Consider the following 12802-nt stretch of genomic DNA (forward strand, 5'->3'; position numbering starts at 1 on the left):
AGAGTGATGAAACAAACCTTATTCGTACAATTGCCTCCACCCCGTTTTTCTTTTGAGATTCCTCCGACAAATATTCCGCTCGCCGCCGGATTTCTTATAGCTGCTCTTGGGCGAGACCCGGAATTGACGCTCAAGGTCGATGTTCTGCCGCCGGAATCCGTAGATGTACTCGGGGATAAAGCCTTATGTTCCGATATTCTCAGGAGAGAACCGGGGATTATCGCATTCAGCCTGTATGTTTGGAACGTGGAGCGAAGCCTTTTTCTCGCATCAACGATCAAACGGCGATCTCCAGGAACAATTGTTCTTGTAGGCGGACCCGAGGTGACCCCGGACAACAGGTGGGTCCTGGATCATCCTGCAGTGGATCTTGCCGTCTTCGGTGAAGGTGAATCGAGGATAACCACGCTTCTGGGATCGACCCAAAAACGAGCGTTCACCGGTGTTCCCGGCATTGCCTGGAAGGACCCCAAGAGAAGATTGCAGGTAAATACGGATTCACCGGAACCGTGGAATTTGGATGCCTGCGAGTATCCGTACCTGGATAGGAGGATAAACCCGTCACCGGATGGCACATTGTTTCTCGAGACCATGCGGGGTTGCCCGTTCAGGTGCAAGTATTGCTATTATCACAAGGCATCGTGCAGTTTGAGGTTTCATTCTAATGAGCGCTTGGACAAGGTCCTGGATTTCGTCTATTCGCCTGAATCGAAAATCCGGGAAATGTACCTCATGGATCCCACCTTCAATGCACGCAAAGGTTTTCGGAGACTGCTCAGATCCATGGCGCGCAGAAGGAGACGAAGCGAATACCCCAAGCTACACACCGAACTTCGAGCGGATCTCCTGGAATCCTCGGACCTGCCGGTCCTTCAAAAGGCCGGCCTTGCCTCGGCAGAAATAGGTCTGCAGAGCACAAACCAGGAGGCGCTGAGAGCTGCAGGCCGCAAAGGCGATCCTGAGAAGATCGCGGTCGGGGTAGGACTGCTCAAGCAGATCGGTGTCGAAGTGACCACAGGAATTATTGTGGGGCTACCGCGTGATACTCCGCGTGATTTCAGCCGAACACTTCAGTGGCTGAACAAGAAAGAAGCGTATTCGGTAGTTCATCCGTTTGTTCTCTCAATACTGCCAGGCACCGATTTCAGGGCGAATGCGGAACAATTGGGCCTCGTTTACGATCCGAAGCCTCCGTACCACATTCGTTCCACGCCGACATTCAAGTCAGAGAAGATTCAGTCCGCACTTCTGGAATGCGAACAAGCATTCGATATGGAAATGGATTACATCGCGCCGCCATCTCTGGTGGATCGTGGACCGGAAGTATTGCAGTCTGTAGAAGACGGGTACTACGTCAGCAAGTGGATAGTGAATCCCGCAAGAGAAACATGGCGAAAAGATTTCCTGCAAGTAATGGAGAAGGCTTCGGACCCGTTCACCTTATGGTTCAAAGGAGAGTATCACAAGGAGCATATGATCGAGATACTGACCGAATTCGCAAACACAAATCCACATGCTGTGGTTCATGTTGTTCTCGAACTGCAGGAACCGCCGCCCATGGATTTCTTCGAAGCTGCCCTCGCGTCTGCCGGGAACCCTGACCTTTTCCTGAACCGATCCTACTTTCCACTATGCGGTGAGGGTGAGGTGGTCAATATCAATTTTTGCATCATAGTTCCCGATACAGGGAACACTGCAGGTAAGCGGGCTATTTCCCGCAAGTATTCTTCCTTCGCGACGGTTATCTGGGATTCTCCCGAGTACAGGCGGGATCTTGTCACGCGGCTGGAAACACCGATGCTGATCTCCTGGGAATTGGAATCCCACGATGTCACGTTCAAACGCGGGCTGAACCGACTGCTGAAGTTTCACGGTTCGAATCACGAAGAAGTACTTTTCAGAAATCCTTCACACGTGAGAATCTGGAAGCGTCTTGCTTCAGGCTGGAACACCGATTGGCAGTTCAAGGAATCCATACTGCAGTCGATTTAGCCACGGGCGCAAAACCCGTGGACAGCTTAGGGTCGCGGCTGCCTGAATGGGCACCTCCGAGTATGAAGAAGGCCATCAATGTCCCCCTTTTATAAAGGGTGATTCAGCGTGATTTCAGTGAGTTAGATCAACACACCCCTCTTGCCCCATGGCGTTAAAATAAGAGCATCCACTCCCAGCTTTCGTGGTGGGGGTCGGCGTCTCTGCCGACCCATGTTGATGGAAAACGCCCGCGAACAGCGAGGAATCCACCATTCAACAGCCGACTTAATCCTTGTCATTGCGAGGGGTTCTTATTTCAAGGCCTATGGGGATTCATGGTGCTTTCAGGTATTTATATCAAGATGCTTTCGCTTCATCCAATTCATCTATCGCACTCTTCACGACGAGAGCGCTCTTTCGCAATTCGTTGTGTTCATCGGCATCGAGAGGTGGTGGAAACGTGTCAAGAATGCCCTCGCCTCCAACCAGTCTGGGAAGAGATATCGTTACGTCCGTCACACCCTCGATTTCAGGAGTTTTCGCAGAGACCGTCAGAATAGCTCTGTAGTCGTTCAGGATGACATCGACGATGTGAGACACCGCGCCCCCTATACCGTAATAGGTGGCTCCTTTTCCTTCGATGATCTTGTATGCGGCTTTCTTGACTCGGTATTCAATGGTCTCTTTTATCTCTTTGTCCACGTCACAACGGACCCTGCAGAATTCTTCCAGCGGCAATGCACCGACTGAAAGTAAAGACCATGTGAGAACCTCCGAATCGCCATGCTCCCCAATGACGTACCCATGAACATGATGAGGATCGACTCCGAAATGTATCCCAAGCAGCGATCTGAACCGAGCCGTATCAAGGGTTGTCCCGGAACCCATGATTTTTGAAGGGGGGACGCCATGCTGTTCCGCGAACCTCCATGCAAAGTGAGTCATCACGTCCACAGGATTCGTGACGATCAGGAGAAGCGCGTCAGGCGCATGTTCCAGAATTGAGGGAATCACTTCTCTGAACACGTCTTCATTTCGCTTGAGAAGCTCGAGTCGAGTCTCCCCGGGTTTTTGGCCGACACCTGCGCCCACAATGACAACCCTGCTGCCCTTGAGGTTCTGATATTCACCGGAAGTAACCCTGATGCGATTGGCAAAAGGCACGGCATGAGAAATATCGTACGCCTCGGCTTGGGCTCGATTACGGTTCTTATCTATGAGAACGATTTCCGTTCCCACTCCTTTCATCACCATTGCATACGCACACGTGGAACCGACAAGCCCGGACCCTACTATTCCAACTTTCATTCTTCTCCCCCCATCGACGCAATTTCACGAGTAAATAAAACGCAGGGGCCCTTCTTTGTAAAAAATGCTTCCCCAAACTCACTTCGAGAAGCTTCTCTCATTCGTCGGACCCATTTTTCTGAAAGGAAAATGGGTCCGACGAATGTGAAAAGTTCTTGAGGTGGGGTTCGGGGAGGAACCTTCTTACAAGAAGAGCCTCCCCGGTTTTATTTTCTTGCGAAACAATATCAGGCGGCCCTTTCATGCATCCTTGAAATTACGTCTTGCACCATATGTTTTTTTCGTTTCAGTTCTTGCCGGAAGCCATACTCATCTGTTCGGCCGATCTCGAAGGACAGGTCCGAAAGATAAGTCTCGAGGAGTTCCTCCACCATTCCGGCTTCCTGATCTTCCAATCTCATCTCTATCATCGCCGTGATCCTTTCATCAGCTATTTCGTTGAGCAGCCGCACTGTTTTAATGACTTTCATTCATAAAAATAATCATCCATGGGGATAATTCCTACCACCGTGTCGGAAGAGCAGTTCAACTGGTCGAGTGCATGATTTCATTTTTTTGGGTTATACGAAAACGTCCCGCACGCCATCTCAATTCATCGGGATTATTATATTCATACTGTTTACCTCTTTTTTGTCCATTTTGAGGTTGTATTTTCAGCAAGATTGGAACAAAATAAGGGGTTAACTCGCACACCCCTGGATGTCGGGTCGTTCCTGTGAATAAGGAACGCAATTTCAAGGGTGGAGGAAAAACCCGAAAAGGAGATTCTCGCATTGTCACTCATTACCATGAAACAACTGTTGGAAGCTGGAGTTCACTTCGGTCATCAGACCAGAAGATGGAACCCCAAGATGAAACCGTACATTTTCGGCGCCCGTAACGGCATTTATATCATTGACCTGCAGAAGACCGTCAGGCTTTTCAAAAGAGCGTATTCGTTCGTCCAGGAGACCTGTGCGAGCGGACAGAGCGTCCTGTTTGTGGGCACCAAGAAACAGGCTCAGGATGCCATCCAGGAAGAAGCCTCACGGTGCAATCAGTTTTATGTGAATCAGCGCTGGCTCGGTGGGATGCTGACCAATTTCTCCACTATCAAGCAGAGCATCGAGAGACTCAATCATATTAATGCGATACTGGACAGGCCTGAAGAGACCAACTACACGAAAAAGGAGCTGGTAAACCTTCAGCGCCAGTTTGAAAAACTCAGCAAGAACCTCTCGGGAATCCGCGAAATGAAGAGACTTCCCGGGGCTGTTTTCATCGTGGATCCCAAAAAAGAGAACATTGGTGTGAAAGAGGCAAGAAAACTCAATATCCCCATCGTCGCGATCGTGGATTCAAACTGCGATCCGGATGAAGTGGATTACGTAATTCCCGGAAACGATGATGCAATCCGGGCAATACGTCTCTTTTCGGCCAAAATGGCAGATGCTTGCATCGAAGGAAGAAGCATGTACGAAGCTTCTTTGAAAGAGGATGTAGGTGAAGCCGGAGCGCCTGCCTGGAAAACGGAACCCCAGGTCGAAGCTGCCGCTGGAAATGGAGAGCCTGCCGGCTCGGAAGAAGAAGCGGACGTGGAAAGCGAAGACGAAGAAGAGTAGACCGGATTCCACCCGAAACAGTAGATCATATACCCCAGATGGAGGGATCGCTTTTCAATGCGATAGGAGAAGAATATGCAAGTAACTGCGCAAATGGTAAAGGAACTGAGAGAGAAAACCGGCCTAGGCATGATGGACTGCAAGAAAGCTCTGTCGGAGACTGCCGGAGACTTGGACGCGGCGGTAGATTATCTCCGCAAGAAAGGTGCTTTGAAAGCTGCCAAGAGAGAAGGACGGGCGACCTCGGAAGGTCGGATCGGTTCCTACATCCATATGAACGGGAAGATCGGCGTATTGGTAGAACTCAATTGTGAGAGTGATTTCGTGGCCAAGACAGATCAGTACGCAGAGCTGGTCAAAGATTTGTGCATGCACGTTGCCGCAAGTTCCCCCCGCTGGATCTCCTCCGAGGATGTACCGGAAGAAGTGCTGGCAAAGGAAAAGGAAATCTATATGACTCAGGCAAAAGAAGCGGGAAAACCCGATAAAATGCTTGAGAAGATAGCGGAAGGTAAGCTCAACAAGTTCTTTTCAGAAGTGTGCCTCCTGAATCAGCCCTTCGTGAAAGACCCTGATAAGACGGTAGACCAACTGATTAAAGAGAAAATAGGCCAGCTTGGGGAAAACATCACCGTAGGCCGTTTCGTTCGATTTCAGCTTGGTGAAAGCAAGTAATCGATGAAGAGGAGTGAGGGATATCGCCGCGCTCTTCTGAAGATTTCCGGTGAAGCCATGTCCGGCGAACGTGACTATGGCTTCGACAAAGACGGGATTTCCCGTATAGCCCGACAGATCGAGATTGCACGGAATGCAGGCCATGAATTGGGAATCGTCATAGGAGGCGGCAATATTCTCCGCGGAAGAGAAGCTGCCTCCGTTGGGGTCCCTCCCCTTGCCGCGGATCACATGGGCATGATTGCCACAGTCCTGAACGGCCTGGCGCTGCGCTGGGCTCTTGAAGAATTGTCAGTGAAATCCCGCGTCATGTGCGCGTTTCCTGTCGGGCACTTTGTGGAAGAGGCCGATTCCGAACAAGCCAAAGATTATCTCAGCAAAGGGTTTGTCGTTATTTTTTCAGGTGGCACCGGTAATCCGTGTTTCACTACGGATTCTGCGGCTGCCTTGAGAGCAGTGGAGATCGATGCGGACGTCGTGATTAAGGCAACCCAGGTAAACGGGGTGTACGACAAAGATCCGCACGTGTATCCCGATGCCGAATTGTATGAATATGTTACTGTCGAGGAGGCTCTGGAAAAACGACTCGGCATTATGGATGCGGCAGCCATCGAGATCCTGGGACGAAAAAGAATTCCAACCATTGTCTTGAGTTTGCATGAGAATGGAAACATCCAGAGAGCGCTGGCTGGTGAGAAGGTCGGGACGTTGATGGTCTCGGCCTGAACAGTCTCAGGACCCTACTTGAGATAGAGGGAAACACATGATTGAAGACCTTATCCAGGAAGTAAAAACTTCCATGGACAAATCCGTGGAAGCGTTTCAGAAAGATATAAAAAGAATCCGCACCGGGCGTGCGTCACTGGCTCTCCTCGACGGAATCATGGTAGATTACTACGGTAGTTCAACTCCTATTAACCAATTGGCTACTCTTTCCATTCCCGAGGCTCGCCAAATAGTCATCCAGCCGTGGGACTCCCAAGCAGTCCCGGACATCGAGAAAGCCATTCTCAAATCTGAACTCGGTCTTACCCCCAGTAATGACGGTAAGTTGATTCGCATTGTGCTCCCTCCACTAACCGCGGAGCGCCGCAAGGAGCTGGTAAAAGTCGTGCGAAAAATGAGCGAGGAGTTCAAGGTTCAAGTACGGAATCACCGCCGGGACGCGAACGAGATGCTCAAAGAGATGAAAAAAGAAAAGGAAATCTCTGAAGACGACATGCACAAGGGTCAGGAGCGAGTTCAAAAAACTACGGACGATTACATCGCAAAACTGGATAAGGTACTGGCAGAAAAAGAAGCCGAAATTATGGAAATTTGATATCAGTGTGCTTTCAAAGAGATAAAATCTGGGAAACCCTTCTTGTAAGAAGTGTTTCCCAGACCCTTCCCAAGAACTTTTAATATTCGCCCAAGCCCATGGTTTTTCTATCGAAAAACTATGGGCTTGGGCGAGTGCTAAAAGTTTTTTGGAGGGCTCGGGAACCTTTTTTACAAAAAAGGCTCCCGGATATTACTGCCTTAAAAGCAAATCAGGTTTGCACGTGATCCTCTGTCATTTTCTACCGGAGAACCATGAGTTTCCAGACCGATTCGCAATCCAATTTCCCCCGGCATGTGGCAATTGTCATGGACGGAAACGGCCGGTGGGCCAAACGTCGATTGCTTCCTCGTTTGGAAGGCCACAGGCAGGGGGCAAAGTCCGTCCGCCGAGCCGTGGAATTCTGCAGACGAAACGGAATCGAATATCTCACGCTTTACGCGTTTTCCACGGAAAATTGGAAACGTCCCCAAGGCGAAGTATCCGGATTGATGAAGCTCCTTATGCAGTTCATAGATTCGGAACTGGAAGAAATCCACGCAAATGACATTCGACTGATGACCATAGGCGATTTGAAACGCCTGCCTCCCCATGTCGTAGAAAAGATACAGGCCGCGATTGAAAAAACCAGCCAAAATAAGTCTATGGTCCTGAACATAGCCTTGTCGTACGGGGGAAGACAGGACATCGTCAATGCCGTTCTTCAGGTGCACGAAGCGATTCAAGCAGGAAAGATAGAGCAATCTGAGGTGACGGAAGAAACATTCGAACAGTACCTCGACACGGCGAGTATCCCGGACCCGGACCTGCTGATTCGTACCGGAGGCGAGCAGCGACTCAGCAACTTTTTACTATGGCAGAGCGCGTACGCTGAGCTATACTTTTCCACCGTTCTTTGGCCCGATTTCGATGACGCGGAATTTATGAAGGCCATTGAGGAATATAGATCTCGGCAGCGCAGGTTCGGGATGATTTCCGAGCAGATAGAAGCCGAGGGGAGAAGGTCCTGATGCTCAAAGCTCGTGTGATTACAGCGATAATCGTTATTCTTATTCTCGTTCCGGCGATCCTATGGGGAGGCGCTCCGGCGGTCGCTGCACTGGTGGCGCTTTTTTCCGGAATAGCTGCTTGGGAGTTGACGAGAAACCTGGACGACGTCAAGTCACCCCCGGGAAACCACCTGACGATAGTGCTTGCCCTTGCGGTAGTGGTTTCGTTCTACTATCTACCTCTCAGGGCGGTTCCAGCGGCAATCGTCTTCATGCCGTTGACTATCTTGCTGTTTCATCTCTTCCTCTATAACCTGATTCAAAAGACGGTTCCATCGGCTGCGGAGATGACCTTTGTGGTCGGCTATGCAGTCATTCCCTTGAGCCACGCAATCCTGCTTGCGAGATTGGATTACGGGGCGGCTTGGGTGCTTTTTGTGCTCGTGGTGATCTGTCTGGGAGATGCCGGAGCTTATTTTGCCGGGAAATACTACGGCAAACACAAGTTTTCCAGCAACGTGAGTCCCTCCAAAACGCTCGAAGGACTGGGCGGGGGAATAGCAGGAAACTTCGTCGGCATGCTCGTCATGGAAGTTGCAGCTCCGGGATTGCCGGGTGTTGCCATCTTGGCGCAACTGACCCTTATCCTGGCGGTGCTCAGCCCTCTGGGAGATTTATGTGCTTCCGCGCTTAAGCGCCGTTTGGGGATCAAGGATTTCGGCGGCGTTCTGCCCGGTCACGGCGGAGTCATGGATAGAGCCGACAGCCTGATTTTCGGCTTTCCCGTTGTCTACTATTTCATTGTGGGAACAGGAGTTGTGGTGCTTCCCTTATGAAAGGCCTTTCCATCCTGGGCTCTACCGGGTCCATAGGGATTCAAACACTCGATATCGTCAGATTGCATCCCGACCGCTTTAAAGTATGCTCACTTGCGGCCGGGAGCAATATCGACCTCCTCGAACAGCAGATCCGTGAATTTCATCCTGCTTTGGTTTCCTGTGCATCGCCTCAAGGAGCGGCTGATCTGCAGAAACGGCTGTCAAAACGCGATCCCCGACCGACCATAGTCACAAATGCAGAAATCGCAGCAACTGCCGAAGGTGTAGATCTCGTCATTGGCGGACTTCCCGGCAGTGCCGGGCTTGTCCCGAGCTTTGCTGCAGTGCGTGCCGGAAAAGATATCGCTCTTGCCACGAAAGAAGTCCTTGTCATGGCGGGGGACCTCTTCATGCGAACCGCCCGCGAGATGGCGGTGAACGTCCTGCCTGTGGACTCGGAACAATCCGCAATTTTTCAATGTTTGCAAGGAAATGGTGAGTCTGAAATCAGACGCATTCTCCTTACTGCATCCGGTGGGCCATTCCGGGACATGCCTGTTTCAGATATGGCTGAAGTTACCGCGGCTCAGGCGCTGCAACATCCCAGGTGGAAAATGGGACCCAAAGTCACCGTAGATTCTGCAACGCTCATGAACAAAGGTCTCGAGGTCCTTGAAGCACGGTGGCTGTTTGACCTGAAACCTTCTCAGATCGAGGTGGTGATTCATCCCCAAAGCATTGTTCATTCCATGGTGGAGTTCATGGACGGTTCGATCTTGGCGCAGCTCGGTGCGACAGATATGAGAATTCCCATTAGCTATGCAATGGCATATCCTGAAAGAATTGCATCGGGAACTGAACCGTTGAGCTTCCCAAACGTCCGGAACCTTACTTTCATGGAACCGGATATGGAAAAGTTCCCGCTCCTTAAAGCTGCTTTCGACGTGCTCGAAAAAAACGATACTGCAGCTTCCATCATTCTGAATGCTGCCGATGAAGTTGCAGTGGAACTGTTCCTCGCGGGCAAAATTCCCTTCCTCCACATCCACAAGATCGTTCTTGATGCACTCGATTCCATTCCCACCGAAAAAACGAACACGCTCGAGGAAGTAATGGCTTTTCATGAAGAAGTGGTGGGTCAGGTGCGAGACAGATGCGCCTCATTGCTGTAATGAGCTGTATGTGCAAGGATGAGAGATGAGGCGAGTCGGTTTTATTCCGGTAGATTGTGCTTTTAATTTTGCTGAGTGTCATACGATTTTGCATTCAAGATGTTGATGCACTGACCTGACTGCGCAGGTCAGTGGCACCCCTGCGTCTGGGATCAATGACGATTTTGGGTGCCACGGACCTGCCCTGTAGGTGCGTGTTACTGCCTCAATAAAGAAACATAAGATTTATAGCTGTTATCGAAAGTCTTGACGGAATCCAATGCCTGCAATGGGAAGAATCAGTAGCGCCGGCGTCCCTGCCGGCGATAACTTATTGCTTTGTTTGGTGAATTGTTCGCCGGCACGGAGGCCGGCGCTACCAATTGCTGGGAACTGCTCTTCACAATCCGTGATTACTTTCGAGAATCGGTATAGCATGAAAATGCGGCGATTCGCTTCTGCTCGGCTTCTGTCTGGAATGGACTGGAATCCTCCAAATAGCGATTTATCACATCCCATTCCGTGGGATGCATTACGCCTTTGAGCAAGGGCAATCCGACTGTTTTGAATGGTACGATGCTGAGGAGCCTGATTCCTTCCTTTTCTGCAGCTTCCTTGCCGCCCTGTTCCCGATCGAGCACTACCAGAACGGTGTTTGACACTACATCTGAAAGTCCCTTTTTTCGGACCTCATATTTTACCTGTTCCATAGCCACGAGTTTGCTGTCGAATCGGGTTACGAGATCGTCCACAAGGGCAACTTTATCATTCGACGTGAGTTCGCCTTCCAGAAGAGCGTGCTCGCCGTATGTGGTTATTGCTTTCTTGAATGCTTCTAAAGACTTTACCCCCTCCATTTTTCGAGTGAATCCCGCAGGAATACCCAGGAGTGACATACCTGCCGCAAGGGGAACACCGGCCATAGCGATACCGATCACTTTGGTGATTTCCGGAGCCTCCTCCTGCACCATGCGAACCATTCCCTTGCATACGGTTTCGAACACGCGCGGATATGAAATCAAGGGACGGAACTGGATGTACAAGGGGCTGTAAAGTCCTGAAATCAGCTTCCACCCTTCTGGTTTATCCCTGTAGAACGTTCGGATCATACGGTGTTCGTACAGGAGCGACAGGATTTCTCTTGCAAAGCTTTCTTTTTCTTGTGCCCAGGACATCTGAATCCTTTCTCGGGTGTCTTCATCTACAGGAAAACATGAGTATCTTTCTATCTGGATTGCGGTGTATTTCGATATTCGGAGAAACGTACAGTAACTCACTCATTGCCATATTTCAAACGAAAGCCGCAGTTGACTATGTCCCGCAGGTACTATAATCTTATTTTTTCGACTCAATCAATGAAACCGGGAAATTACATTCATGCTGAAAGGTAGGAATATCCTCCTTATAGGAGCGAGAGCAGGAGGCTACGGAGAAGGGATCGCCCGCGCAGCGGTAGCAGCCGGAGCGAACGTATACGGAACCACGCTTACACCCTCGGATCCGCAGGAACAGAATTTTTTCGAGTCCCTGCCGGCGGAGCTTATTGACATTCCCTTGCGATTCGATTCCGAAAACAGGGCTGGTGTTCTTGACACCTTCAAAAGGATTCAAGAATACCTGAGAGACAAAGGGGTTCAGAAGCTTGATGCTGTTATTCATACAGTAGCAGGCGGGTTTCCCAGACAACCTTCTGTCATGAAAGCAGTGGCAGACATTCTGCGCGGGAAATCCACTTTTTCGGATATGGCAACCTGCGTCAAACGAAATGTCTTCTATGTCAACGCTGGTTCATTCGAGGATACGATTACAGGGTTATCCGGGATTTCCGACACCAACACTCAATACGTGGCACTCACGTATCGTGGAGAACTCCCTTACTTCATCTCCCAGACAAAACACTATCTCGAGAGACTCGCAGTCCGGCAGGCCGGAAAGGGAATTCGCACACTGATTGCAGCTCTTCCGGAAGCATGGACCCAGTCTTCCCAATTCTTTGCGGGAATTGAAATCGCTGTCATCCACAATTACCTCTCGCATTTGCAGGGACGCGATCCAGGCCAGGAATTCTCTGAACCTTTTCAGAAGATGGAGAAATCTCTTGCGGCTCTGGCGGGATTCCCGGAATTGCTCTCGGAATTGCAGGAGTTTATACGCGATCGCTGGGGAGATATAAATGCAGCATCGAATCCCGCTATTGTTTCGGAAAGGGTCGAACGTCTCTTCACGGAACTGCGACACAAAGGGAACTTTTCTGTTCTTCGCCAGTCGGTCGAAATCATATCGGATTTCGTAAGATCCGCATCCGGCATGATCGTGGTAAGGGATTTCCTGGAACAGAAGGCCTATGAACCTGGGGACGTAAGGCAGGTATATTATCGCGATTTGTTAGGCTCTACTTCGGTTGAAAAAGCGAAACCTCGCGTCGTCCCGGTGAGAAGAGTAGTGGTCAATCGCAAGTGGCAGGAATTCGATAAAGAGGACGTGCGCTCCACCCTCAGCATGTACGGGGAGAAATTTCTCTTTCTCGATTCCGTCATCATGGAAGTGGGAGAAGTGTACACCGGATTTTTGGGGTTCGCGAAATTTAGAGTGCCAACCCCCGACGAAAATCCTATCCTCAAGGATCACTTCATAGGAATGCCGTTGTTTGGGGGGCATCTCCAGATGGAGGCCGTGGCTCAGTTCGGCACTTTTATGATTCTGAAAGTGCTCAAGGACAAAAGACTGGTACCTATACTGACGGGAACCGAATTCCCCGATCTGAATACTATGGCGCCGCCGGGCGAGGTGCTCAAGATGATGGGCACCATTCACCTTGCGGAAAAAAGAAATCTCGTACTTGAGGCCACCATAGAGAACCGCTTTGCTCGCTCGAAGGGGATAATCAGAGGAATGGTTGTCAACCAGCGGGTGATCCGGAAGATGATGTCAGCGTTCGACTCTGTGGAGGGCGACGATTGACGGA

12 protein-coding genes are annotated in these 12802 nt (G+C 50.4%); 9 read left to right on the forward strand and 3 right to left on the reverse strand.

Annotated features, from left to right (window positions below; all coding sequences use genetic code 11):
• The first annotated feature begins 6 nt into the window (after window positions 1–6).
• The gene (locus DESTI_RS19705; RefSeq protein ID WP_014811736.1) at window positions 7–1992 is read left to right on the forward strand and encodes a B12-binding domain-containing radical SAM protein; all 1986 of its coding nucleotides are present in this window, start codon (window positions 7–9) and stop codon (window positions 1990–1992) included.
• A 339-nt stretch (window positions 1993–2331) separates the two neighbouring features.
• Here the strand turns inward: DESTI_RS19705 and DESTI_RS19710 are convergent, their stop codons facing one another.
• Both DESTI_RS19710 and DESTI_RS19715 read right to left on the reverse strand, forming a co-directional pair.
• Window positions 2332–3282, reverse strand: a complete 951-nt coding sequence (locus DESTI_RS19710) for an L-lactate dehydrogenase (RefSeq protein WP_014811738.1) — start codon at window positions 3280–3282, stop codon at window positions 2332–2334.
• Window positions 3283–3509: 227 nt separating this feature from the next.
• Window positions 3510–3752, reverse strand: coding sequence for a hypothetical protein (locus DESTI_RS19715; protein ID WP_014811739.1), 243 nt, complete (start codon window positions 3750–3752; stop codon window positions 3510–3512).
• Between the two features lie 303 nt (window positions 3753–4055).
• On the opposite strand from DESTI_RS19715, the gene rpsB reads away from it, so the two are divergent.
• The 7 genes from rpsB (at window position 4056) to dxr (ending at window position 9858) form a co-directional block, all read left to right on the forward strand.
• Window positions 4056–4883 (forward strand): 30S ribosomal protein S2, encoded by an 828-nt coding sequence (rpsB, locus tag DESTI_RS19720; protein ID WP_014811740.1) that lies wholly within the window; start codon window positions 4056–4058, stop codon window positions 4881–4883.
• A 75-nt stretch (window positions 4884–4958) separates the two neighbouring features.
• Window positions 4959–5558: a translation elongation factor Ts gene (gene tsf, locus DESTI_RS19725; RefSeq protein WP_014811741.1), complete on the forward strand. Its 600-nt coding sequence runs from the start codon at window positions 4959–4961 to the stop codon at window positions 5556–5558.
• 3 nt (window positions 5559–5561) lie between these two features.
• Window positions 5562–6284, forward strand: coding sequence for a UMP kinase (pyrH, locus tag DESTI_RS19730; RefSeq protein ID WP_014811742.1), 723 nt, complete (start codon window positions 5562–5564; stop codon window positions 6282–6284).
• A gap of 37 nt (window positions 6285–6321) precedes the next feature.
• Window positions 6322–6879 (forward strand): ribosome recycling factor, encoded by a 558-nt coding sequence (gene frr, locus DESTI_RS19735; protein ID WP_014811743.1) that lies wholly within the window; start codon window positions 6322–6324, stop codon window positions 6877–6879.
• 254 nt (window positions 6880–7133) lie between these two features.
• A complete protein-coding gene (uppS, locus tag DESTI_RS19740) occupies window positions 7134–7889 on the forward strand; it encodes an undecaprenyl pyrophosphate synthase (RefSeq protein WP_014811744.1) in 756 nt (251 codons plus the stop codon).
• Complete coding sequence (locus DESTI_RS19745) at window positions 7889–8704, forward strand: phosphatidate cytidylyltransferase (protein WP_014811745.1); 816 nt, start codon at window positions 7889–7891, stop codon at window positions 8702–8704. The genes uppS and DESTI_RS19745 overlap by 1 nt, the downstream gene beginning before the upstream one ends.
• Window positions 8701–9858 (forward strand): 1-deoxy-D-xylulose-5-phosphate reductoisomerase, encoded by a 1158-nt coding sequence (gene dxr, locus DESTI_RS19750; RefSeq protein WP_014811746.1) that lies wholly within the window; start codon window positions 8701–8703, stop codon window positions 9856–9858. The genes DESTI_RS19745 and dxr overlap by 4 nt, the downstream gene beginning before the upstream one ends.
• Window positions 9859–10250: 392 nt before the next feature.
• On the opposite strand, the gene DESTI_RS19755 is transcribed toward dxr, so the two are convergent.
• Window positions 10251–11012 (reverse strand): orotate phosphoribosyltransferase, encoded by a 762-nt coding sequence (locus DESTI_RS19755; protein WP_014811747.1) that lies wholly within the window; start codon window positions 11010–11012, stop codon window positions 10251–10253.
• A 202-nt stretch (window positions 11013–11214) separates the two neighbouring features.
• On the opposite strand from DESTI_RS19755, the gene DESTI_RS19760 reads away from it, so the two are divergent.
• Complete coding sequence (locus DESTI_RS19760) at window positions 11215–12798, forward strand: enoyl ACP reductase FabMG family protein (protein WP_014811748.1); 1584 nt, start codon at window positions 11215–11217, stop codon at window positions 12796–12798.
• Window positions 12799–12802 lie beyond the last annotated feature (4 nt).

Source organism: Desulfomonile tiedjei DSM 6799 (genome assembly GCF_000266945.1).
GTDB classification, from domain to species: Bacteria; Desulfobacterota; Desulfomonilia; order Desulfomonilales; family Desulfomonilaceae; genus Desulfomonile; species Desulfomonile tiedjei.